We start from the raw sequence: 21,398 nt of genomic DNA on the forward strand, positions 1-21,398 counted from the left end.
GCATTTCCTTGGCCTGTACCGGCCTCTTCGCGGGTAAACCCGCTCCCACAGGGCCCCCACAGATTTTGAATCCTGTGCAGTACCTGTGGGAGCGGGTTTACCCGCGAAAGGGCCGGAACAGGAGGGCACCAATCAGCGCCCCAATTCGCATTGAAATCCGATCCATGTTTAACTTGAACGCTTGTTCAATGAAAAAACGCTGGTCCGCTGCCGGTGTTCAACAGGAGGATTCCTTTGCTGAACCCGTTCATTCCGAGCCTTACGTCATTCGACGAGGTGCGCCCCCAATGAGTGCACCGACCCCTTCCCTTGCCAATGGCAAGATCCGCATGAACCCCCCGGTGTTCTATTTCGCGGCAAGTTTCATCCTCATCTTCGGCCTGGTGGTCATTTCCTATCCGCAAGCAGCAGGCGACTGGTTGCTGGCGGCGCAGAACTGGGCGGCCAACACGGTCGGCTGGTACTACATGCTGGCGATGACGCTGTACCTGGTCTTCGTGGTGGTCACCGCCTTGTCCGGCTACGGCAAGATCAAGCTCGGTGCCGACCACGACGAGCCCGAGTTCAGTTACCTGTCGTGGGCCGGCATGCTGTTTGCCGCCGGCATCAGCATCACCTTGTTCTTCTTCTGCGTGTCCGAACCCCTGACCCACATGCTGCAGCCGCCCCAGGGCGAAGCGGGCACGGCCGAGGCCGGGCGCCAGGCAATGCAGATCCTGTTCCTGCACTGGGGCCTGCATGGCTGGGGCGTGTTCGCCTTCGTCGGCATGGCCCTGGCCTACTTCGCCTACCGGCACAACCTGCCGCTGGCCTTGCGTTCGGCGCTGTACCCGCTGATCGGCAAGCGCATCAACGGGCCGATCGGTTATGCAGTGGACGGCTTCGGCATCATCGCCACGGTGTTCGGCCTGGGCGCCGACATGGGCTTTGGCGTGCTGCACCTGAACGCCGGCCTCGACTACCTGTTCGGCATCGACCACAGCCAGTGGGTGCAGGTGCTGCTCATCACCCTGATGATGGGCGCGGCGGTGGCCGTGGCCGTGGCCGGGGTGGAGAAGGGCGTGCGGGTGATGAGCGACATCAACCTGTTCCTGGCCTGCGCGCTGTTGCTGTTCGTGTTGTTCGCCGGGCCTACCCAGCACCTGTTCAACACGCTGATCCAGAACCTCGGCGACTACCTGGGGGCCTTGCCGCGCAAGAGTTTCGACGTTTATGCCTACGGCGAGAACCGTGACTGGCTGGGCGGCTGGACGGTGTTCTACTGGGCCTGGTGGATTGCCTGGGCGCCGTTCGTGGGCCTGTTCATCGCCCGCATCTCCCGTGGCCGCACCATCCGCGAGTTCGTCTTTGGTGTGCTGTTGATTCCGCTGGGCTTCACCCTGGCGTGGATGTCGATCTTCGGCAACAGCGCCCTGGACCAGGTCATCAACCACGGCATGACCGCTCTGGGCCAGTCGGCGCTGGATAACCCGTCGATGAGCCTGTACCTGCTGCTGGAGACCTACCCCTGGAGCAAGACGGTGATCGCCATGACGGTGTTCATCAGTTTCGTGTTCTTCGTCACCTCGGCCGACTCGGGCACCGTGGTGCTGTCGACCTTGTCGGCCAAGGGTGGTGATGCCGACGAGGATGGGCCGAACTGGCTGCGCATCTTCTGGGGCGCGATGACGGCGCTGATCACCAGTGCGCTGTTGTTCGCCGGCAGCATCGATTCGCTTAAATCGGCGGTGGTGCTGACCTCGCTGCCGTTCTCGCTGATCCTGCTGTGCATGATGTGGGGGCTGCACAAGGCGTTCTACCTGGAGTCGCAACGGCAGATCGCGCAGATGCATTCGCTGGCCCCGTTCGCCCAGTCACGCCGCGGCCGTGGTGGCTGGCGCCAGCGCCTGAGCCAGGCGGTGCACTTCCCGTCGCGTGATGAGGTGTACCGCTTCATGGACGACGTGGTGCGCCCGGCAATTGCCGATGTGCGTGAAGTGTTCGAGCAGAAGGGCCTGGTGCTGATTACCCAGGACGACCCGAGCCACGACAACGTCAGCCTGAAGATTGGCCATGGCGAGGAACAGCCGTTCATTTACCAGGTGCAGATGCGTGGCTACTTCACGCCATCGTTCGCCCTGGGTGGGCTGGGTACGCAAGAGTTGAAGAACCGCCGTTACTACCGGGCGGAGGTGCACCTCAGCGAAGGCAGCCAGAACTATGACCTGGTGGGCTACAGCAAGGAGCAGATCATCAACGACATCCTCGACCAGTACGAACGGCACATGCAGTACCTGCATTTGGTCAGGTAATAACCTGTACCGGCCTCTTCGCGGGTAAACCCGCTCCCACAGGTATAACACTGGCTTCAATACCGGTGCGGTACCTGTGGGAGCGGGTTTACCCGCGAAGAGGCCGGCACTGCTGATGCATCTCTATCAGAAGGGCGCATCCCCGAGGATGGTCGCCCGATGCATCACCCGCCGGTTCGGCCGGTAGTCATCCACGGCAAAATGCTGGGTCACGCGGTTGTCCCAGAACGCCACGTCATTCTCCTGCCACCGCCAGCGAATGCTGAACTCCGGCCGCGTCGCATGGGCAAACAGCAGCTTCAGCAGTGCCTCGCTTTCCAGTTCGCTCAGCTCATTGATGCGCGTGGTGAACCCCTCATTGACGAACAACGCCTTGCGCCCGCTCACCGGATGCGTGCGCACCACCGGGTGCGACAGCGGCGGGTTGTTGCGCCGGGTTGCTTCCCAGCGCGCCAGGTCTTCCGGCGTGGTACCAAAGCGCTCCAGCGGGAACGACTTGGTGAAGTCATGGGTAGCGGTCAGCCCGTCGAGCAGCTCGCGCAGCGGCGCCGACAAGGCTTCGAAGGCAGCGATGCCGCTGGCCCACAGGGTGTCGCCGCCGTAGGCCGGCAACTGCTTGGCGCTGAGCACCGCGCCCAGGGCCGGGGTCGGCAGGAAGGTCACGTCGGTGTGCCACACGGCGTTGTCGCGCACATCGGTAACCGCCGTGTCGAGGATCAGCACCTGCGGGGTTTCCGGCACGTTGGGGTAGATCGGGTGGATGTGCAGGTCGCCGAAGCGGGCGGCAAAACGTGCCTGCTGCTGCGGGTTGATCGGCTGGTCGCGGAAGAACAGCACCTGGTGTTGCAGCAGCGCCTGCTCGATGGCGTCACGTTCTTCGACGGTGATATCGCGGCTGATGTCCACGCCGCTGATCTGGGCGCCAAGCGCCGGGCTGAGGGGGGTGATGGTCAGGCTCATGTCGGTCTCTTCAATCAGGCGCCAGGCTGCTGGCGTGGTCAACAGGATTCAGTGGCTCTGCCCGTGCCAAGGCACCAGTTTGCGTTGCAGGGCACGCAGGCTCATTTCCAGGGCGAAGGCGATCAGCGCGATCAGCAGGATCCCCAGCACCACCACATCGGTAACCAGGAACTGCGCCGCCGACTGCACCATGAAGCCCAGGCCGCTGGTGGCGGCGATCAGCTCGGCGGCCACCAGGGTCGACCAGCCGACCCCCAGGCCAATGCGGATGCCGGTGAGGATGTCGGGCAGGGCGCTGGGCAGGATCACGTGGCGGATCAGCTGGGCCTTGGTCGCACCCAGCGACTGCGCGGCACGCAGCTTGGCCGGGTCGACCGTGCGCACACCGGTGGCGGTGGCAATGGCGATGGGGGCGAAGATTGCCAGGTAGATCAGCAGCACCTTGGACAGCTCGCCGATGCCGCACCAGATGACGATCAGCGGCAGGTAGGCCAGCGGCGGGATCGGCCGGTAGAACTCGATCAGCGGGTCGAGAATGCCGCGGGCCACGCGGTTGTAGCCGATGGCGATACCCACCGGGATGGCAGTGAGGGTGGCGGCAAGCAGGGCCACGCCAATGCGCCCCAGGCTGGCACCCAGGTGCTGCCACAGGCTGGCATCCATGTAGCCTTGGGTCAGCAAGGTCCCGGCCTTGGCCAGGATGTCGGCGGGCGAGGGCAGGAACAGCGGCTCGATCCAGCCGGCCGCGGTCACCAGCCACCAGGCCAACAGCAGGCTGGCCAGGGTCAGGGTGCTGATCCAGCGGGTGGGCAGGGGGCGGCGCAGCTTGGTGGCTGGCCGGGGTTGGGTGTTGCGTTTGCCGGCAACCGGCAGGTCCAGGCTGCTCATGCGCGCTCCTGCAGGCTTTGACGTTGGGAGAACACCCGCGCCAGTACGTGCTCGCGGGTTTCGATGAAGGCCGGGTCGGACTTGATCGCCCGCGCCGGTTCACCGGCTGCATGGCGCTGGCCGAAGTCCAGTTGCAGGCGTTCCACCACGCGCCCCGGGTTGGGCGCCAGCAGTACCAGCTCGCTGGCGAGGAACACTGCTTCTTCGATGTCGTGGGTAATCAGGAACACCGGCTTGGCGGTGCGTTGCCATACCTGCAGCAACAACTCCTGCATCTGCTCGCGGGTGAAGGCATCCAGTGCGCCGAACGGCTCGTCCATCAGCAACACCCGTGGGTCGGCTGCCAACGCCCGGGCCAGGCCCACGCGCTGCTTCTGGCCACCGGATAATTGCCAGATACGCCGCTCGCCAAAGCCGTCGAGGTCGACCAGGGCCAGCATCTCGCGGGCCTTGGCTTCACGCTCGGCGCGGGGCACGCCGGCCAGTTCCAGGCCGAAGGCGACGTTGCCCAGCACGTTCTGCCAGGGCAGCAGCGCATCGTCCTGGAACACCACGCCGCGCTCGGCGCCGGGGCCCTGGACGGGCACGCCGTCCAGGGTGATGCGCCCGCCGCTGGGGGCGACGAAGCCGGCGATCAGGTTGAGCAGCGAGGTCTTGCCGCTGCCGGAAGGCCCCAGGGCCACCAGCAGTTGGCGTGGCCCCAGACTCAGGTTGATGTCGGCCAGTACCGGGGTTTCGGCACCGGGGTACTGTGCGCTGATGCGCTCCAGTTCGAGCAAGGCCATGGCAGGCTCCGGTCGGTTTTCTACAGGCTTAGTTGGGGAGGTACTGGGCGCTAACGTACGGCGAGTAGTCCGGCAGCACCGCGTCGACCTTGCCTTGCTGCTTGAGGAAGGTGGCCGTGTCGGTCAGCGCCTGGGTGGTCGGCGCGCCCAGTGCGTTGGCCTGGTCGGCGGCCAGCGGGTAGACGTTGCCCTGCAGCAGCACCGGGATGTCAGCAGGCTTGGCGCCAGACAGTTTGGCCAGCTTGCTCACGTTGTCGGGGTTGGCCAGCCAGGCTTGCGGGTTCTTGCGGTAGTCGGCGTAGGCGTCGAGGGTGACCTTGGCAAAGGCCTTGACCACATCGGGGTGCTTGGCGGCGAAGTCCTTGCGCACGATCCATGCGTCGAAGGTCGGTGCGCCTTTCTCGGCCAGCTCGCCGGAGGTGATCAGCACCTTGCCGTTTTCCTTGGCCACGCCCAGGGCCGGGTCCCAGACGTAGGTGGCGTCGATGTCGCCGCGCTTCCAGGCGGCAATGATCGCCGGCGGCGCCAGGTTGAGGATCTGCACCTTGGACGGGTCGATGTTCCAGCTCTTCAGCGCAGCCAGCAGGCTGTAGTGGCCGGTGGAGACGAACGGCACGGCGACTTTCTTGCCGACCAGGTCTTGCGGCGTCTTGATGCTGTCGCGGGCGACCAGTGCTTCACCGGCGCCAATCTGCGTGGCGATCAGGAAGGTCTCGACCGGCAGCTTGCGGGTGGCTGCGGCGGCCAGTGGGCTGGAGCCCAGGTAGCCGATTTGCACATCGCCGCTGGCTACGGCGGTGATCACGTCGGCACCGTTGTCGAATTTGCGCCAGTCGATGCTGGCCTTGCTGGCTTTTTCGTAGTTGCCATCGACCTGCGCCACCTTGGCCGGGTCGACGGTGGTCTGGTAGGCCACGGTCAGGTCGGCAGCCTGGGCGAACCAGCTGGCGCTGGCGAGGGTCAAGGCGGCGAACAGGCGCAGCGGAGCGTGCGGGATCATGGTGAACCTCTCGTCAGGCAATCGATGTGATGGATGACGAGAAGGCTAAATGATCTAAGAAAAGTAAAATAAATAACTTTTTTGCATTAGCTTAGGAGCCAATTGCTTTAACCACGCTGTCTTACGCGATCCTCTGTGGGAGCGGGCGTGCCCGCGAAGCAAGCGACGCCGTGGATGGCACCGGCGTAGCCGGTGTTCGCGGGCATGCCCGCTCCTACATCGAGCGCACGAAGGCTGCAACATCGGTAATCCTGCGCAATGGCGAAATCACAGACGGCTGCTAGGCTTTTTCGTCCCGATAGAACGATACGGAATTAGGTTATGAGCAAACGTTTGCAAATAACCATGGGTTATGAAAACTGAGCTGCTGCTAACGAATCGCAGTAACAGTTCCTAACATATTCCTTAAAAATCTTACCAATTCATAAAACGGTCATTTTGGATTTATAGGATTGTCATTATCCTGTAGCGCAGGTGGCGTCTTAGACCAAAGTCGCGAAACGTTTAGAAACGATTGACTAAACGGTCACGCTTTGGGACTAAATCGCCAATCCACGGTGAGCGGGGCAGCAGATCCCACCGCCAGAGATACACAAGAATTAGAACGTAGAGGAGCAAAACATGTACAAGTCCAGCCTGGCCCTGGCCGTGGCACTGGGGGTTCTCGCCCAACAAGCAGGCGCTGCCGGTTTCGTTGAAGACAGCAAACTGTCGCTCAGCTCGCGCACCATGTACTTCAACGACGACAACCGCGAAAGCGGTATCGACCAGAAAGAAAGCGGTCAGGGCTTCAAGCTCGACTACCTGTCTGGCTTCACCGAAGGCACCGTAGGTTTTGGTGTCGACGTTCAGGCACTGTGGGGCATTCACCTGGATGGTGGCCGTGGTAGCCGCCCAGATGCCAACAACACCTTCTTCCCAAGCGACTCCGATGGTTCGGCAGTCCACAACTGGGCACGCATTGGTGGTAACGCCAAGGCTCGCTTCTCCAAGACCGAGGTCCACTACGGTAGCGCCCTGGCGCCTATGCTGCCGATCCTGGTCTCCAACGATGGCCGTCTGCTGCCGCAGACCTTCGAGGGCGGCACCCTGCAGTCGAAGGAAATCGACAACCTGACCTTCAACGCAGGTCAACTGACCCACGCCATGGGTCGTGCTTCGAGCAACCGTACCGGTCTTTCCGTTTCTGGCGCCTTCCGCGACAGCAACAAGTTCCAGTTCGCCGGTGGTGACTACAAGCTCACTCCAGACCTGACCCTGCAGTACTACTACTCGAACCTGGAAGACTTCTACAAGCAGCACTTCCTGGGTGCTACCCACGTCTTCAAGATCGCCGACAACCAGTCGTTCAAGACCGACCTGCGCTACTTCGATAGCCGCAGCGACGGCAAGAATGGCGAGACCGGTTACGCCTTCGACAACAACGGTGGCTACGCGAAGAACGCGGGCGAGGTCGACAACAAGACCTGGAGCGCCATGTTCACCTACACCCTGGGTGGCCACGCGCTGATGCTCGGTCACCAGCAAGTGGGTGACGATGGTGGTTTCGTCTGGCTGAACCAAGGTAGCGTCCGCAAGGACGGCGCCACTTCCTCGCTGGAAGGCAATGGCGGCGCGAGCTTCTACCTGTTCACCGACAGCATGATCAACCAGTTCGCTCGTGCCGGTGAGAACACCACCTTCGGTCAGTACTCCTATGACTTCGCGTCCCTGGGCGTTCCAGGCCTGAAGGCTTCGGTGGCCTACCTGCGTGGTGACGACATCCGCAACAAGTCGGGCGACGGCAGCTACAACGAATGGGAACGTGACGCACGCGTCGACTACACCATTCAGCAAGGCTCCCTCAAAGGCCTGGGCTTCAGCCTGCGTCAGGGTGTTTACCGTGGTAGCGGCGAAAGCATCGGTGACAAAGACCAGACTCGCTTCATCGTGAACTACACTTACAACTTCCTGTAAGTCGTAGCTGAACAAGAAGCCTCGCCTAGTGCGAGGCTTTTTTGTGTCTGCAATTTCGTATGCATTATGGTTATAAACAAATCAGTATTTATTCTTTTTGTTTTTAATCGAATGCAGGCACATTGAACCCACACGGTACAGAACCCAGCACAGGAGCCGCAGCCCATGAGCCTAAAACTCGGCGATATCGCCCCCGATTTCGAACAGGATTCCAGCGAAGGCAAGATCCGCTTCCACGAGTGGCTGGGCAACAGCTGGGGGGTGTTGTTCTCTCACCCGGCCGACTTCACCCCGGTGTGCACCACAGAGCTGGGCCTGACCGCCAAGCTTAAGGACGATTTCGCCAAACGCGGGGTCAAGGCCATCGCCCTGTCGGTGGACCCGGTCGATTCGCACCACCGCTGGATCGATGACATCAACGAAACCCAGAACACCGTGGTCAACTTCCCGATCATTGCCGACGCCGACCGCAAGGTGTCCGACCTGTACGACCTGATCCACCCGAACGCCAGCGACACCCTGACCGTGCGCTCGCTGTTCGTCATCGACCCGAACAAGAAGGTGCGCCTGACCATCACCTACCCGGCCAGTACCGGGCGCAACTTCAACGAAATCTTGCGGGTGATCGACTCGCTGCAGCTGACCGACAACCACAAGGTCGCCACACCAGGTAACTGGCAGGACGGTGACGACGTGGTAATCGTGCCCTCGCTGAAGGACGAGGAAGAGATCAAGCAGCGCTTCCCCAAAGGTTACCGGGCGGTCAAACCCTATCTGCGGCTGACCCCGCAGCCCAATCGTTAAAGGATTCCTCGTTGCATTGCTCTTAGCCAAAGCAGGGATATTCGGGCCGTTTCGACGGCCCTTTTTTATGCCTGCTGAAACTGCGTTGGCTTCTTCGCGGGCATGCCCGCTCCCACAGGAACAGTGCAGGACTTGGCTTTGCCACAAAACCTGTGGGAGCGGGCGTGCCCGCGAATAGGCCCTTGAAGATAAAAACAAAAATGGAATAAACAAATGAAAAAATATGATTTCTAGATATATGCGGCGACTGTTAATGTCACCTCCAACAGAACACAAGGAAGCGCTGCAATGCTGGTCGTCTCAATCGGTGGTAGCCCCAGTACCCGTTCACGCTCCGGCGTGCTGCTGGAGCGTTCTCGCCAGTGGCTGCAGGACCGTGGCGTCGAGGTGGTGACGTTCCAGGTGCGTGACTTTCCCGCCGAAGACCTGCTGCACGCCCGATTCGACAGCCCGCAGGTGCAGCACTTCCAGCAGCTGGTGGCCCAGGCCGATGGCCTGATCGTCGCCACGCCGGTGTACAAGGCCTCGTTCGCCGGTGCCCTGAAAACCTTGCTCGACCTGCTGCCCGAACGCGCCCTGGTACACAAGATCGTGTTGCCGATCGCCACCGGCGGCAGCATCGCCCACATGCTGGCGGTGGATTACGCACTGAAACCCGTGCTGTCGGCACTCAAGGCGCAAGAGACCCTGCAAGGGATCTTCGCCGACGACAGCCAGGTCGCCTACGCAGAAGGCTCCAGGCCCGCGCAGCTGGTAGCGGCGCTGGAAGAGCGCCTGCAGGACGCGCTGGAAACCTTCCACGTTGCACTGGCCCGTCGGCCGCGCCCCGTGGCCCCCGGCGTATTGAACGAACGCCTGATCAGCGCTCGCTGGAGCATCTGACCGGCCCAACCCGCTTTACCACCTTACTCGCCCGACAACGAGGCAAGCAGGTGCAACCCGAACCCACTCGCACAGGAGAGCGCCATGCGCACAGTCTTCTTGCGTCGCGGTCTGGTCGCCCTGTTTGCGGCGGCTGTGTCCTTCGGCGCCATCACCCAAGCCCAGGCCGAGAGCCTGCGTATCGGTTACCAGAAATACGGCACCCTGGTGCTGCTCAAGGCCAAGGGCACGCTGGAAAAGCGCCTGGCCGAGCAGGGCGTGCAGGTGCAATGGACCGAGTTCCCCGGCGGCCCGCAGCTGCTTGAGGGGCTGAACGTCGGCTCCATCGACTTTGGCGTCACCGGTGAAACCCCGCCGGTGTTCGCCCAGGCCGCCGGTGCCGACCTGCTGTACGTCGCCTACGAGCCGCCAGCGCCGCACAGCGAGGCGATCCTGGTGCCGAAGGGCTCGCCGATCCAGTCGGTCAAAGACCTCAAGGGCAAGAAAGTCGCCCTCAACAAAGGCTCCAACGTTCACTACCTGCTGGTTCGCGCCCTGGAAGACGCAGGCCTGAAATACAGCGACATCCAGCCGGTGTACCTGCCCCCGGCCGACGCCCGCGCCGCCTTCGAGCGCGGCAGCGTGGACGCCTGGGTGATCTGGGATCCGTACCAGGCTGCCGCCGAGAAACAGCTGCAGGCTCATACCCTGCGCGACGGCAAGGGCCTGGTCGACAACCATCAGTTCTACCTGGCCACCCGCAACTACGCGACCCAGCACCCAGCGGTGATCAACACCCTGATCGAAGAAGTGCGTGCCGTGGGTGAATGGTCCCAGGCCAACCCGCAGGAAGTGACCGACCAGGTCGCGCCGCTGCTCGGCCTGCCTGCCGACATCACCCTGACCTCGGTCAAGCGCCAAGGGTACGGTGCCGCGCCGCTCACCCCGGAAGTGGTGGCCGCGCAACAGAAGATCGCCGACACGTTCCAGGCACTGAAGCTGATTCCCAAGCCGCTGAGCATCAAGGACGTGATCTGGACACCCCCGGCCAAGGTCGCCAGTGCGCCTTGATTGATTTGCCTGCGCCGGGGCGCCGCCCTGGCTGAGCCCCCCTTGAGGAGACAACTCCAATGAGCCTTAACATCTTCTGGTTCCTTCCTACCCACGGTGACGGCAAGTACCTGGGCACCTCCGATGGCGCGCGCGCCGTCGACCATGGCTACCTGCAGCAGATCGCCCAGGCGGCCGACCGGCTCGGCTTTGGTGGCGTGCTGATACCTACCGGGCGCTCCTGCGAGGACTCCTGGCTGGTCGCGGCATCGCTGATCCCGGTGACCCAGCGCCTGAAGTTCCTGGTTGCCCTGCGCCCAGGGATCATTTCGCCGACAGTGGCGGCACGCCAGGCAGCAACCCTTGATCGCCTGTCCAACGGCCGCGCGCTGTTCAACCTGGTGACCGGTGGCGACCCGGACGAGTTGGCCGGTGACGGCCTGCACCTGAACCATCAGGAACGTTATGAAGCTTCTGTAGAGTTCACCCGTATCTGGCGCAAGGTGCTGGAAGGCGAAGTGGTCGACTACGACGGCAAGCACATCCAGGTGAAGGGCGCCAAGCTGCTCTACCCGCCGATCCAGCAACCACGCCCGCCACTGTATTTCGGCGGTTCCTCCGAAGCCGCACAGGACCTGGCCGCCGAGCAGGTCGAGCTGTACCTGACCTGGGGCGAGCCGCCGAGTGCGGTCGCTGAAAAAATTGCCCAGGTGCGTGAGAAAGCCGCCGCCCAGGGCCGCGAAGTGCGCTTCGGCATCCGCCTGCACGTGATCGTGCGGGAAACCAACGAAGAAGCCTGGGCCGCTGCCGACAAGCTGATCTCGCACCTGGACGACGACACCATCGCTCGCGCCCAGGCCTCGCTGGCGCGCTTCGACTCGGTCGGCCAGCAACGCATGGCCGCCCTGCACAACGGCAACCGTGACAAGCTGGAGGTCAGCCCCAACCTGTGGGCCGGTGTCGGCCTGGTGCGTGGCGGTGCCGGTACCGCGCTGGTGGGGGATGGCCCGACCGTGGCGGCGCGGGTCAAGGAATATGCCGAGCTGGGCATCGATACCTTCATCTTCTCCGGCTACCCGCACCTGGAAGAGTCGTACCGGGTGGCCGAGCTGCTGTTCCCGCACCTGGATGTGCAACGCCCGGAGCAAGCCAAGACCGGTGGTTATGTGAGCCCGTTTGGCGAAATGGTGGCCAACGACATCCTGCCCAAGTCCGTTGCGCAGAGCTGAGGGCCAGGCCATGAGTCGTGCAACTTCCAACAACCTTGGCCAGCGCCTGGCGCCATGGGCGCTGCCGGTACTGCTGCTGGCTGCCTGGCAGCTGGCGGTCAGCGCCGGCTGGCTGTCGACGCGCATCTTGCCCGCGCCCAGCGCCGTGGTCAGCGCCGGCGTCGAGCTGGTGCGCAGCGGCGAGATCTGGACCCACCTGGCCATCAGTGGCTGGCGTGCCGGGCTGGGCTTCGTCATCGGTGGCAGCATCGGCCTGGTGCTGGGCTTCATCACCGGCCTGTCGAACTGGGGCGAACGCCTGCTCGACAGCTCGGTGCAGATGATCCGCAACGTGCCGCACCTGGCGCTGATCCCGCTGGTGATCCTGTGGTTCGGTATCGACGAGTCGGCAAAGATCTTCCTGGTCGCGCTGGGCACGCTGTTCCCGATCTACCTGAACACCTACCACGGCATCCGCAACGTCGACCCGGCGCTGGTGGAGATGGCGCGCAGCTATGGCTTGTCCGGCTTCAGCCTGTTCCGCCAGGTGATCCTGCCCGGGGCATTGCCTTCGATCCTGGTAGGCGTGCGCTTTGCCCTGGGCTTCATGTGGCTGACCCTGATCGTTGCCGAAACCATTTCGGCCAATGCCGGCATCGGTTACCTGGCGATGAACGCCCGTGAGTTCCTGCAGACCGACGTGGTAGTGCTTGCCATCGTCCTGTATGCCGTGCTCGGCAAGCTTGCCGACCTCGCCGCCCGCGGCCTGGAGCGTGTGTGGCTGCGCTGGCACCCGGCCTATCAAGTGGCGAAGAAGGAGGGCGCATGACCGTACTCAAGGAACAGCCGCCACGCCTGCTGCGTGGCATACCGCTGGCTTCCAGCGGCCTGCGCAAGACCTTTGGTCAGCGCGAGGTACTGAAGGGTATCGAGCTGCATATTCCTGCCGGCCAGTTCGTCGCCATCGTTGGCCGTAGTGGCTGCGGCAAGAGCACCTTGCTGCGCCTGCTGGCCGGTCTCGACCAGCCCACTGCAGGCCAATTGCTGGCCGGTGCCGCGCCGCTGGAACAGGCCCGCGAAGAAACCCGCCTGATGTTCCAGGACGCGCGCCTGCTGCCATGGAAGAAGGTGATCGACAACGTTGGCCTCGGCCTGTCTGGCGACTGGCGCCCGCGTGCGCTGGAAGCGTTGGAGTCGGTTGGCCTGGCCGACCGCGCCAATGAATGGCCGGCGGCTCTGTCGGGCGGCCAGAAGCAGCGCGTGGCCCTGGCCCGGGCGCTGATTCACCAGCCGCGCCTGCTGCTGCTGGACGAACCGCTCGGTGCGCTGGATGCATTGACCCGTATCGAGATGCAGCAACTGATCGAACGCCTGTGGCGTCAGCACGGCTTCACCGTGTTGCTGGTTACCCACGATGTCAGCGAGGCAGTCGCCGTGGCTGACCGGGTGATCCTGATCGAGGACGGCGAGGTCGGGCTCGACCTCACTGTCGACCTGGCACGGCCTCGGGCGCGTGGTTCGCACCGCCTGGCCGCGCTGGAAAGCGAAGTGCTCAACCGTGTTCTGTCGGCCCCGGGCGCTGCGCCCGAGCCGGATCCTGTAGCCCCTTTGCCCACGCAACTGCGTTGGGCGCACTGACTCACTTACCAGACTGAAGCCATAGAGAAGGAATCAAATCATGACCATCAAAGCCATCAACGTTCGCAACCAGTTCAAAGGCACCGTGAAGGAAATCCTGGAAGGCCCGGTACTGTCGGAAATCGACGTGCAGACCGCCTCGGGCATCGTCACTTCGGTCATCACCACCCGCTCCGTGCGTGAGCTGGAGCTGCAGGTGGGCAGTGAAGTGATTGCCTTCGTGAAGTCGACTGAAGTGTCCATCGCCAAGCTGTGATGGGTGTGGGCCATGGGGCTGCTTTGCAGCCCAATCGCCGGCAAGCCAGCTCCCACAGGTGCCCACAAGCTTCAGGCCTTGTGCTGTACCTGTGGGAGCTGGCTTGCCGGCGATGAGGCCATCAAATTTAACGCTTGGCCAGAAATGGCGGCAGATACAACCCCAGATACGCCTCGAACACTCGCTTGCCTTCCTCGGCCATGCGCGGGGTGATCGCCTCATGCAGCTGCACCGACCGCGCATACACCCGGTCGCTCAATTCCATGGCCAGGGCAAACACGTCCACATCCGCCGGCATCACTGGCAGATGAAAGTGCTGGTCGAACAACTTGTGCATCAAGTCGCCCAGTTCCATGTCGTGCTGCCGGTCGGCCTGCACCACTTCGCTCAGGCCATGCTGGGCCAGGATCAGTTGCCGCGCCGCCGCGTCCTCGTTGTAGATATCCAGCATGCGCTGCTCGATCAGCCGTGACAGTTCGTGCCAGGTGTTGAACGCACTGCTGTCGATCGGCGCGCTCAGCGCTTCACGGAAGGCCCGGTGTACATCGGCCGTCAACGCCTCCAGCAGCGCCGGCACGCTGGCGAAAAAGTGGTACACCGACGACGGTGGAATCTGCGCACGCTCGGCCACGCTGTAGATCGACAGGCTCGCCACCCCCAGCTCGGCCAGCAACTCGCGTGCAGCCGCCAGGATCGCCTCGATCCTGGCCTGGCTGCTGGCGCGCGGCTTGCGCGGGGTGGCAGTGCGGGTCATCAGTTGCTGATCGCCAGGATGCTGGCCTGGTAGGCGCCGACGAACAGGTCGAAGTCGCCGACTTCCTGCTGTTCCAGGCGCGACTGCTCGGCCAGCGAGTCGCGGGCGAGGGTTTCGAAGGCCTGCTGGCGCTCGACTGGCAGTGGCTGCTCGCGGAAGGTTTCGGCGTGGATGCGGCTCTGGCGCAGGGAGAACTTGACGAAGCTCTCGTCATGCTCGGTCATGCGCGCCAGTACCTGGGCCGACGGGGTCAGCGAGGCGTCGTCGACCTTGGCCTGCTGGGCATCCAGGGCCTTGCCGTGTTCTGCACCGCCTTGCGCCTGGTCGAGCAGATCGGCCAGTGGCCGAATACGCTCGATCAGCTCGCTGGCCCAGGCCTTCAGGCCGATCGGCTGGCCATTGCGGCGCAGTTCCAGGCCCGGGCGCCGGCCTTCCTTGACCACGGTCAGGAAGTTGTTGGTGCACTGGCCGCATTCACCGTTGTCCAGTTGCGGGCTGTCTTCCAGCGCGCAGAACAGCAGGAACGCGTCGAGGAAGCGCGCCTCGGTCAGGTCGATGCCCACCGGCAGGAACGGGTTGATGTCCAGGCAACGCACTTCCACGTACTGCACGCCGCGCGAGGTCAGGGCCTGGATCGGCCGCTCGCCGGTGTAGGTGACGCGCTTGGGGCGAATGTTCGAGTAGTACTCGTTTTCGATCTGCAGGATGTTGGTGTTCAGCTGTACCCACTCGCCATCCACGTGCGTGCCGACTTCGACGTAAGGCGGGTAGGGCGTGCCCACCGCCCTGCGCAGGCTGTCGGTGTAGCTGGCCAGGTTGTTGTAGCACGGCGTGAGGCCGGCCTGGGCGTTGCTCTGGTAGCCCAGGTCGCTCATGCGCAGGCTGGTGGCGTAGGGCAGGTACAGGGTTTCGGCGTCCAGCTCTTCGAGCTGGTGCGGGCGGCCACGCAGGAAGCCTTTGTCCAGGGCCGGCGAGGCGCCGAACAGGTACATCAGCAGCCAGCTGTAGCGGCGGAAATTGCGGATCAGCGCGATATAGGCCGACGACTGGTAGTCGCGGTCGCTCTCGCTGCCGCCTTCTGCGGCGCGCAGCAACGGCCACAGCGCTTCGGGCAGCGAGAAGTTGTAATGGATACCGGCGATGCACTGCATGGTGCGGCCGTAGCGCAGGGCCAGGCCCTTGCGGTAGACGTGCTTGAGCTTGCCGATGTTCGAGCTGCCGTACTCGGCGATCGGGATGTCCTCCTCGGCCGGCAGCGTGCAGGGCATCGACGGGCTCCACAGGTATTCGTCGCTCAGCTTGCTGTAGACGAAACGGTGGGTCTCTTCGAGGCTTTCCAGCACCTTGGCCGGGTCGGGAAGGGCCGGGGTGATGAACTCCAGCAGCGACTCGGAATAATCGGTGGTGATCTGCTCGTTGGTCAGCGCCGATCCCAGTGCTTGCGGATGCGGGGTCTGGGCCAGGCGACCTTCGTCGGTCACGCGCAGGCATTCGCGCTCAATACCGTGCAGGCACTGCTTGAGCAGGGGGAGATTGGCGCCGAGCAGGCTCAGGCGGCGGTTGAGGAGGTCGCTCAAGATGTATTCCTTCACGCGTCAGTCGCCCCAATATGGGGGTAGAAAAGACGGTCTACAAGGGTAGTGGGAAAAGGAACTGGCGTTGTCGCCTGGTTTACGCGGTTCCGGCATTGCGCAGCGCCGACTTCGGGGGCCGCTTCGCAGCCCATCGCCGGCAAGCCGGGCTCCACAGGTAAACCACGATATTCAGGCTTGTGGATTACCTGTGGGAGCCCGGCTTGCCGGCGATGGGGCGCGAAGCGGCCCCCGGCTGTTGCCGAAAATACCGCAGATACCGCTTGGTGAGCTAGAGAACCGCGAAGGTTCCTTGCGCTTTCGCCACCAGCTTGTCGCCCTGAACTACGTCGGCGTCGACCACCAGGGTGCGCCGCCCGGCGTGCAGCACACGGGCGGTGCACAGCACCTCGCCGTCACTGACGGCGCGCATGTAGTTGATCTTGCACTCGATGGTGACGCTTTGCTGGTCGAAGCCATGGCTGGCCGAGCAGGCCAGGCCCATGGCGATGTCCACCAGGCTGAAGATCGCCCCGCCGTGCAGCTTCTGGCCACGGTTGCGCAAGTGTGGCTCGAGCGCCAGGGCTACCTCGGCAACACCTGTTTCCAGGCGTTGCAGGCGGCAGCCGAGGAGCTGGCTGAAGGCGCTTTCGACGTATTCGCGTGGAACGTCCATCACTTCTTCTTCAGCTGCTTGGCGTTGGCGAACAGGGCGGCCATGGCGTTGTTGGCCGGTGCCGCAGTGGCGGTTTCGCGCTGGCGCGGCGCCTGCTGCTGGCGGTTGCCGCCATTGCCACGGTTACCACCGCGGTTGCCGTCTACCTTCTCGCCCGGGGTGTCGCTCATGCGCATGGACAGGCCGACGCGTTTGCGCGGGATGTCCACTTCCATGACCTTGACCTTGACCACGTCGCCGGCCTTGACCGCTTCACGTGGGTCCTTGATGAACTTCTCCGACAGCGCCGAGATGTGCACCAGGCCGTCCTGGTGCACGCCGATGTCGACGAAGGCACCGAAGTTGGTGACGTTGGTCACCACGCCTTCGAGGATCATGCCCGGTTCCAGGTCCTTGAGGTCCTCGACGCCGTCCTGGAAGGTGGCGGTCTTGAACTCGGGGCGTGGGTCGCGGCCAGGCTTGTCCAGTTCCTGCAGGATGTCGGTGACGGTCGGCAGACCGAAGGTTTCATCGGTGAATTTCTTCGGGTCCAGGCGCTTGAGGAAGCTGCTATCACCGATCAGCGAGCGGATGTCGCGGTCGGTGTCGGCGGCAATGCGCTGCACCAGCGGGTAGGCCTCGGGGTGAACCGCGGAGGCGTCCAGCGGGTTGTCGCCGTTCATCACGCGCAGGAAGCCGGCGGCCTGTTCGAAGGTTTTCTCACCCAGGCGGCTGACCTTTTTCAGCGCAGCACGAGTGGCGAACGGGCCGTTGGCATCGCGATGGGCGACGATGTTCTGCGCCAGGGTGGCGTTGAGGCCGGAGATGCGCGTCAGCAGCGCCACCGAGGCGGTGTTGACGTCCACGCCCACGGCGTTCACGCAGTCCTCGACCACGGCGTCCAGGCCGCGCGCCAGTTTCAGCTGGGACACATCGTGCTGATATTGGCCGACACCGATGGATTTCGGGTCGATCTTCACCAGTTCGGCCAGCGGGTCCTGCAGGCGGCGGGCAATCGACACGGCGCCACGGATCGACACGTCCAGGTCCGGGAATTCGCGGGCGGCCAGTTCCGATGCGGAATACACCGAAGCGCCAGCCTCGGAGACCATGATCTTGGTGATCTTCAGCGCCGGGTACTTCTTGACCAGCTCCGCCACCAGCTTGTCGCTTTCGCGGCTGGCGGTGCCGTTGCCGATGGCGATCAGCTCCACCGAGTGCTTGGCGCACAGTGCAGCCATGATCGAAATGGTGCGGTCCCAGTCGTTCTTCGGCGCGTGCGGGTAGACCGTGGTGTGGTCCAGCAGCTTGCCGGTGGCATCGACCACGGCGATCTTGCAGCCGGTGCGCAGGCCCGGGTCGAAGCCCAGGGTGGCACGCGGGCCGGCCGGGGCGGCCAGCAGCAGGTCGTGCAGGTTGTGGGCGAACACATTGATCGCCTCGCCTTCGGCGTTGTCGCGCAGCTCGCCGAACAGGTCGGTTTCCAGGTGGGTGTAGAGCTTGACCTTCCAGGTCCAGCGCACCACTTCGCCCAGCCACTTGTCGGCCGGGCGGTTGCGGTTCTCGATGCCGACGTGGTTGCCGATCATCAGTTCGCACGGGTGCAGAGTGCCGGGCAGTTCTTCGCCGACTTTCAGCGAGGCGCTCAGCACGCCTTCGTTACGCCCGCGGAAAATTGCCAGGGCGCGGTGCGACGGAGCGTTGCGCAGCAGTTCGTCATGGGCGAAGTAGTCGCGGAACTTGGCGCCTTCTTCTTCCTTGCCAGGCACGACGCGGGCGCTGAGCACCGACTCCTGCTTGAGGAAGCTGCGCAGCTTGTCGAGCAGGGCGGCGTCTTCGGCGAAGCGCTCCATGAGGATGTACTTGGCGCCTTCCAGCGCGGCCTTGACGTCGGCCACGCCCTTGTCGGCGTTGACGAAGCGTGCGGCTTCGCTTTCCGGGGCCAGGTCTGGGTTGTTGAACAGGCCGTCGGCCAGCTCGCCGAGGCCGGCTTCCAGGGCGATCTGGCCCTTGGTGCGGCGCTTTTGCTTGTACGGCAGGTACAGGTCTTCGAGGCGGGTCTTGGTATCGGCCAGCTTGATCTCGCGGGCCAGTTCCGGGGTCAGCTTGCCCTGCTCCTCGATGCTGGCCAGGATGCTGGCGCGGCGCTCGTCGAGTTCGCGCAGGTAGCGCAGGCGCTCTTCCAGATGGCGCAGCTGGGTGTCGTCCAGGCTACCGGTCACTTCCTTGCGGTAGCGGGCGATGAAGGGCACGGTCGAGCCTTCGTCCAACAGGCCCACGGCCGCCTCGACCTGCTGGGGGCGTACGCCCAGTTCCTCGGCGATACGGCTGTTGATGCTGTCCATGTAAACCACCTGACATTTGTGAATACGGGGGTCGCCTGTGGGCCTTTCGCCCGGCGGCGCTGGATGAAAGCCGCGCATTATACCCATCGCAAACGGCTTGCGGTGATGGCGCCCGGCCAGCCGAAACTGGCGCCGGGGGAAAAATCTGCTAACAATGCTCACGCAACGTGCAGCAATGGCTACGCCATAATGCGCGGCGATATCAGAGGAGTTATTCATGACCGGCACGCCAAACACCGCTGAAGGTGACAAGATTCTCATCGTCGACGACGACCCGGGGCTGAGCAGCCTGCTGGAACGTTTCTTCACCAGCAAGGGCTACCGTGCCCGTGCGGTGCCCAACACCGAGCAGATGGACCGCCTGCTGCAGCGTGAGGTGTTCAACCTGGTGGTGCTCGACCTGATGCTGCCCGGCGAGGATGGCCTGTCGGCGTGCAAGCGCCTGCGCCAGCAGAACAACCAGATCCCGATCATCATGCTCACCGCCAAGGGCGACGAGCTCAGCCGTATCAAGGGCCTGGAGCTGGGCGCCGACGACTACCTGGGCAAGCCGTTCAACCCGGACGAGCTGATGGCCCGGGTCAAGGCCGTGCTGCGCCGCCAGGCGCCGAGCGTGCCGGGTGCGCCTGGTAGCGAAGACGAGTCGGTCACCTTCGGCGACTACGAGCTGTCGCTGGCCACCCGCGAACTCAAGCGTGGCGACGAAGTGCACATGCTCACCACCGGCGAGTTCGCCGTGCTCAAGGCGCTGGTGATGCACGCACGCGAGCCGCTGACCCGCGACAAGCTGATGAACCTGGCGCGTGGCCGCGAATGGGATGCGCTGGAACGCTCCATCGACGTGCAGATTTCGCGTCTGCGCCGCATGATCGAGCCGGACCCGTCCAAGCCGCGTTATATCCAGACCGTGTGGGGCGTGGGCTACGTGTTCGTGCCGGACGGAAACGCCGGTAAATGATGCCGCGCCGTCGATGAAAACACCGCTCTGGTTTCCGCAAAGTTTCTTCGCCCGCACCCTGTGGCTGGTGTTGATCGTCGTCCTGTTCTCCAAGGCCTTGACCCTAGTCTACCTGTTGATGAACGAGGACGTGCTGGTCGACCGTCAGTACAGCCACGGTGTTGCGCTGACCCTGCGCGCCTATTGGGCGGCCGACGAAGAAAACCGCGACAAGATCGCCGAAGCGGCAGGCCTTATCCGGGTCACCGGCTCGGGCGTGCCCGAGGGTGAGCAGCACTGGCCCTACAGCGAAATCTACCAACGGCAGATGCAGGCCGAGTTGGGCGAAGACACCGAGGTACGGCTGCGCATTCATGCGCCGCCGGCGTTGTGGGTCAATGCGCCGAGCCTGGGCCCGGGCTGGTTGAAGGTTCCGCTGTACCCGCACCCGCTGCGTGGGCAGAAGATCTGGAACGTGCTGGGTTGGTTCCTGGCCATCGGCCTGTTGTCCACAGCTTCGGCCTGGATCTTCGTGCGCCAGCTGAACCAGCCGCTCAAACGCCTGGTGTTCGCCGCCCGGCAGTTGGGCCAGGGGCGCAGCGTGCGCCTGCCGATCAGCGATACGCCCAGCGAGATGACCGAGGTGTACAAGGCCTTCAACCAGATGGCCGAGGATGTCGAGCAAGCCGGGCGCGAGCGCGAGCTGATGCTGGCCGGGGTTTCCCACGACCTGCGCACACCGCTGACGCGCCTGCGCCTGTCGTTGTCGTTGCTGGACAGCGACAGCGAACTGAGTGACGACATGGTCCGCGATATCGAGGACATGGACGCGATCCTCGACCAGTTCCTGGCCTTTATCCGCGATGGCCGTGACGAGCCGGTTGAGGAGGTCGACCTGGCCGACCTGGTGCGCGAAGTGGTGGCGCCGTACAACCAGCCGGAAGAACGGGTGCGGCTGTGCCTGGAGCCGATCCCACCGTTCCCGCTGCGCCGGGTTTCGCTCAAGCGCATGCTGGGCAACCTGATCGGCAATGCCCTGCACCACGCCGGCAAGGGGGTAGAGGTGGCCGCCTATGTGTCGGGCGACGAGAGTGCGCCGTATGTGGTGCTGAGCGTGCTGGACCGCGGGGCGGGGATCGACGAGTCGGAGCTGGAGACCATCTTCAACCCGTTCATTCGTGGTGACCGGGCCCGGGGTGGCAAGGGCACCGGGCTGGGGCTGGCGATCGTCAAGCGGATTGCGGCGCAGCATGGTGGGAATGTGGAACTGCGCAACCGCTCTGGTGGCGGGATCGAGGCGCGGGTACGGTTGCCTTTGGGGCTGTTGCTGCCGCGTAATGCTGTATGAATCTGGTTGGCTGCATCGGCCCTATCGCCGGCAAGCCAGCTCCCACAGGTAATCCACAAGCCTGAAGGTCGTGGTAATCCTGTGGGAGCTG

The 21,398-nt window shown here is 63.8% G+C and carries 19 protein-coding genes; 11 read left to right on the forward strand and 8 right to left on the reverse strand.

What is annotated here, in order from left to right; translation table 11 throughout:
- Nucleotides 1-329: 329 nt before the first annotated feature.
- On the forward strand, nucleotides 330-2,291 hold the full coding sequence (betT, locus tag CAG44_RS08955; protein WP_170929293.1) for a choline transporter BetT: 1,962 nt from the start codon (nucleotides 330-332) through the stop codon (nucleotides 2,289-2,291).
- 126 nt (nucleotides 2,292-2,417) lie between these two features.
- On the opposite strand, the gene tauD is transcribed toward betT, so the two are convergent.
- The 4 genes from tauD to tauA are packed head-to-tail and all read right to left on the reverse strand — an operon-like array spanning nucleotide 2,418 to nucleotide 5,924.
- On the reverse strand, nucleotides 2,418-3,251 hold the full coding sequence (tauD, locus tag CAG44_RS08960; RefSeq protein WP_075046922.1) for a taurine dioxygenase: 834 nt from the start codon (nucleotides 3,249-3,251) through the stop codon (nucleotides 2,418-2,420).
- 48 nt (nucleotides 3,252-3,299) lie between these two features.
- Nucleotides 3,300-4,139: a taurine ABC transporter permease TauC gene (tauC, locus tag CAG44_RS08965; RefSeq protein ID WP_075044313.1), complete on the reverse strand. Its 840-nt coding sequence runs from the start codon at nucleotides 4,137-4,139 to the stop codon at nucleotides 3,300-3,302.
- Complete coding sequence (gene tauB / locus CAG44_RS08970; protein ID WP_085691959.1) at nucleotides 4,136-4,924, reverse strand: taurine ABC transporter ATP-binding subunit; 789 nt, start codon at nucleotides 4,922-4,924, stop codon at nucleotides 4,136-4,138. The genes tauC and tauB overlap by 4 nt, the downstream gene beginning before the upstream one ends.
- 28 nt (nucleotides 4,925-4,952) lie before the next feature.
- Nucleotides 4,953-5,924 (reverse strand): taurine ABC transporter substrate-binding protein, encoded by a 972-nt coding sequence (gene tauA / locus CAG44_RS08975; RefSeq protein ID WP_085691960.1) that lies wholly within the window; start codon nucleotides 5,922-5,924, stop codon nucleotides 4,953-4,955.
- A 621-nt stretch (nucleotides 5,925-6,545) separates the two neighbouring features.
- Between tauA and CAG44_RS08980 the strand changes: the two genes are divergently transcribed.
- The 8 genes from CAG44_RS08980 (at nucleotide 6,546) to CAG44_RS09015 (ending at nucleotide 13,697) form a co-directional block, all read left to right on the forward strand.
- On the forward strand, nucleotides 6,546-7,880 hold the full coding sequence (locus tag CAG44_RS08980; protein WP_085591825.1) for an OprD family porin: 1,335 nt from the start codon (nucleotides 6,546-6,548) through the stop codon (nucleotides 7,878-7,880).
- A gap of 165 nt (nucleotides 7,881-8,045) precedes the next feature.
- Nucleotides 8,046-8,684, forward strand: a complete 639-nt coding sequence (locus tag CAG44_RS08985; protein WP_013970445.1) for a peroxiredoxin — start codon at nucleotides 8,046-8,048, stop codon at nucleotides 8,682-8,684.
- A gap of 288 nt (nucleotides 8,685-8,972) precedes the next feature.
- Nucleotides 8,973-9,566: an NADPH-dependent FMN reductase gene (gene ssuE, locus CAG44_RS08990; protein ID WP_085591827.1), complete on the forward strand. Its 594-nt coding sequence runs from the start codon at nucleotides 8,973-8,975 to the stop codon at nucleotides 9,564-9,566.
- Between the two features lie 84 nt (nucleotides 9,567-9,650).
- Complete coding sequence (locus CAG44_RS08995) at nucleotides 9,651-10,616, forward strand: sulfonate ABC transporter substrate-binding protein (RefSeq protein ID WP_085591829.1); 966 nt, start codon at nucleotides 9,651-9,653, stop codon at nucleotides 10,614-10,616.
- Between the two features lie 59 nt (nucleotides 10,617-10,675).
- Nucleotides 10,676-11,824: an FMNH2-dependent alkanesulfonate monooxygenase gene (gene ssuD, locus CAG44_RS09000; RefSeq protein WP_025337326.1), complete on the forward strand. Its 1,149-nt coding sequence runs from the start codon at nucleotides 10,676-10,678 to the stop codon at nucleotides 11,822-11,824.
- A gap of 10 nt (nucleotides 11,825-11,834) precedes the next feature.
- Complete coding sequence (ssuC, locus tag CAG44_RS09005; RefSeq protein ID WP_039614250.1) at nucleotides 11,835-12,632, forward strand: aliphatic sulfonate ABC transporter permease SsuC; 798 nt, start codon at nucleotides 11,835-11,837, stop codon at nucleotides 12,630-12,632.
- Complete coding sequence (gene ssuB, locus CAG44_RS09010) at nucleotides 12,629-13,441, forward strand: aliphatic sulfonates ABC transporter ATP-binding protein (RefSeq protein ID WP_013970450.1); 813 nt, start codon at nucleotides 12,629-12,631, stop codon at nucleotides 13,439-13,441. Before ssuC ends, ssuB begins: the two co-directional genes overlap by 4 nt.
- A gap of 40 nt (nucleotides 13,442-13,481) precedes the next feature.
- A complete protein-coding gene (locus tag CAG44_RS09015; RefSeq protein ID WP_003255829.1) occupies nucleotides 13,482-13,697 on the forward strand; it encodes a molybdopterin-binding protein in 216 nt (71 codons plus the stop codon).
- A gap of 127 nt (nucleotides 13,698-13,824) precedes the next feature.
- On the opposite strand, the gene CAG44_RS09020 is transcribed toward CAG44_RS09015, so the two are convergent.
- The 4 genes from CAG44_RS09020 to CAG44_RS09035 form a co-directional block, all read right to left on the reverse strand.
- A complete protein-coding gene (locus CAG44_RS09020) occupies nucleotides 13,825-14,451 on the reverse strand; it encodes a TetR/AcrR family transcriptional regulator (protein WP_075044318.1) in 627 nt (208 codons plus the stop codon).
- Nucleotides 14,451-16,028 carry a glutamate--cysteine ligase gene (gene gshA / locus CAG44_RS09025; RefSeq protein ID WP_178076918.1) on the reverse strand — a complete coding sequence of 526 codons (1,578 nt, stop codon included), beginning with the start codon at nucleotides 16,026-16,028 and terminating at the stop codon, nucleotides 14,451-14,453. The genes CAG44_RS09020 and gshA overlap by 1 nt, the downstream gene beginning before the upstream one ends.
- A 286-nt stretch (nucleotides 16,029-16,314) precedes the next feature.
- Nucleotides 16,315-16,698, reverse strand: a complete 384-nt coding sequence (locus CAG44_RS09030) for a PaaI family thioesterase (RefSeq protein WP_003257433.1) — start codon at nucleotides 16,696-16,698, stop codon at nucleotides 16,315-16,317.
- The gene (locus tag CAG44_RS09035) at nucleotides 16,698-19,022 is read right to left on the reverse strand and encodes a Tex family protein (RefSeq protein WP_025337330.1); all 2,325 of its coding nucleotides are present in this window, start codon (nucleotides 19,020-19,022) and stop codon (nucleotides 16,698-16,700) included. Before CAG44_RS09035 ends, CAG44_RS09030 begins: the two co-directional genes overlap by 1 nt.
- 217 nt (nucleotides 19,023-19,239) lie before the next feature.
- On the opposite strand from CAG44_RS09035, the gene ompR reads away from it, so the two are divergent.
- Complete coding sequence (gene ompR / locus CAG44_RS09040) at nucleotides 19,240-19,980, forward strand: two-component system response regulator OmpR (RefSeq protein WP_012270052.1); 741 nt, start codon at nucleotides 19,240-19,242, stop codon at nucleotides 19,978-19,980.
- A gap of 13 nt (nucleotides 19,981-19,993) precedes the next feature.
- Complete coding sequence (locus tag CAG44_RS09045; RefSeq protein ID WP_085691962.1) at nucleotides 19,994-21,307, forward strand: ATP-binding protein; 1,314 nt, start codon at nucleotides 19,994-19,996, stop codon at nucleotides 21,305-21,307.
- Nucleotides 21,308-21,398 lie beyond the last annotated feature (91 nt).

The sequence above is a fragment of the Pseudomonas sp. B13(2017) genome, assembly GCF_002113245.1.
Taxonomy (GTDB): domain Bacteria; phylum Pseudomonadota; class Gammaproteobacteria; order Pseudomonadales; family Pseudomonadaceae; genus Aquipseudomonas; species Aquipseudomonas putida_Z.

Coding starts and splice junctions, on each gene's coding strand:
- betT (WP_170929293.1), top strand. CDS start 330: ATGAACCCCCCGGTGTTCTATTTCGCGGCAAGTTTCATCCTCATCTTC.
- tauD (WP_075046922.1), bottom strand. CDS start 3,251: ATGAGCCTGACCATCACCCCCCTCAGCCCGGCGCTTGGCGCCCAGATC.
- tauC (WP_075044313.1), bottom strand. CDS start 4,139: ATGAGCAGCCTGGACCTGCCGGTTGCCGGCAAACGCAACACCCAACCC.
- tauB (WP_085691959.1), bottom strand. CDS start 4,924: ATGGCCTTGCTCGAACTGGAGCGCATCAGCGCACAGTACCCCGGTGCC.
- tauA (WP_085691960.1), bottom strand. CDS start 5,924: ATGATCCCGCACGCTCCGCTGCGCCTGTTCGCCGCCTTGACCCTCGCC.
- CAG44_RS08980 (WP_085591825.1), top strand. CDS start 6,546: ATGTACAAGTCCAGCCTGGCCCTGGCCGTGGCACTGGGGGTTCTCGCC.
- CAG44_RS08985 (WP_013970445.1), top strand. CDS start 8,046: ATGAGCCTAAAACTCGGCGATATCGCCCCCGATTTCGAACAGGATTCC.
- ssuE (WP_085591827.1), top strand. CDS start 8,973: ATGCTGGTCGTCTCAATCGGTGGTAGCCCCAGTACCCGTTCACGCTCC.
- CAG44_RS08995 (WP_085591829.1), top strand. CDS start 9,651: ATGCGCACAGTCTTCTTGCGTCGCGGTCTGGTCGCCCTGTTTGCGGCG.
- ssuD (WP_025337326.1), top strand. CDS start 10,676: ATGAGCCTTAACATCTTCTGGTTCCTTCCTACCCACGGTGACGGCAAG.
- ssuC (WP_039614250.1), top strand. CDS start 11,835: ATGAGTCGTGCAACTTCCAACAACCTTGGCCAGCGCCTGGCGCCATGG.
- ssuB (WP_013970450.1), top strand. CDS start 12,629: ATGACCGTACTCAAGGAACAGCCGCCACGCCTGCTGCGTGGCATACCG.
- CAG44_RS09015 (WP_003255829.1), top strand. CDS start 13,482: ATGACCATCAAAGCCATCAACGTTCGCAACCAGTTCAAAGGCACCGTG.
- CAG44_RS09020 (WP_075044318.1), bottom strand. CDS start 14,451: ATGACCCGCACTGCCACCCCGCGCAAGCCGCGCGCCAGCAGCCAGGCC.
- CAG44_RS09030 (WP_003257433.1), bottom strand. CDS start 16,698: ATGGACGTTCCACGCGAATACGTCGAAAGCGCCTTCAGCCAGCTCCTC.
- CAG44_RS09035 (WP_025337330.1), bottom strand. CDS start 19,022: ATGGACAGCATCAACAGCCGTATCGCCGAGGAACTGGGCGTACGCCCC.
- ompR (WP_012270052.1), top strand. CDS start 19,240: ATGACCGGCACGCCAAACACCGCTGAAGGTGACAAGATTCTCATCGTC.
- CAG44_RS09045 (WP_085691962.1), top strand. CDS start 19,994: ATGAAAACACCGCTCTGGTTTCCGCAAAGTTTCTTCGCCCGCACCCTG.